This window comes from Mesorhizobium sp. M2C.T.Ca.TU.002.02.1.1, assembly GCF_003997225.1.
Genome location: NZ_RZTO01001442.1, coordinates 1 through 627, shown reverse-complemented (window position 1 = coordinate 627; position 627 = coordinate 1). Strand labels below are relative to the sequence as shown.

Annotated in this window: 1 protein-coding gene; it reads left to right on the top strand. The window is 66.0% G+C overall.

Annotated features, from left to right (window positions below; all coding sequences use genetic code 11):
- Nucleotides 1-627 (top strand): glycosyltransferase (locus tag EOD07_RS36655; RefSeq protein WP_127238523.1); only part of this gene is annotated, 627 nt, incomplete at both ends.

The window sequence follows — 627 nt, the reverse complement described above, 5'->3', positions numbered from 1 at the left end:
GACGTCAATCGCGGTCCTTCCGCGGCGCGCAACGCCGCCATCCGGGCCTCCAGATCGCCTTTCATCAGTATTCTCGACGCCGACGATTTCTTCCTCGAAGGCCGCTTTCGCCGGCTTTTCGCCAGCGCCGACTGGGATTTCGCCGCCGACAACATCATGCTGATCCGCGACGATGCCGCGCCCGACCTCGCCAAGGTCGCCGCGCCGCCTTTCGCGGCCGAGCCGGAATTTCTCGATTTCGAGCGCTTCATCGACGGCAACATCTCCCGCCGCCGTGTGCGGCGCGGCGAGCTGGGTTTTCTGAAGCCGGTGATCAGCCGCGCCTTCCTCGAGCGGCATGGGCTGAGCTACGACGAGAACCTCAGGCTTGGCGAGGACTACGAGCTCTACGCGCGCGCTGTCGCCTGCGGCGCTCGCTTCAAGGTCATCAAGTCCTGCGGCTATGGCGCGATCGTGCGCGCCGATTCGCTGAGCGGTCGCCACCGGACGCAGGATTTGAAGCGTCTTGCCGATGCCGATCTGGCGCTGCTCGAGATCGACAGCCTTCCCGAGCGCTCGAAGGCCGCGTTGCGGCGCCACGAGCGCCATGTCCGCGACAAATACCGGCTGCGCAACTTCCTCGCCGTG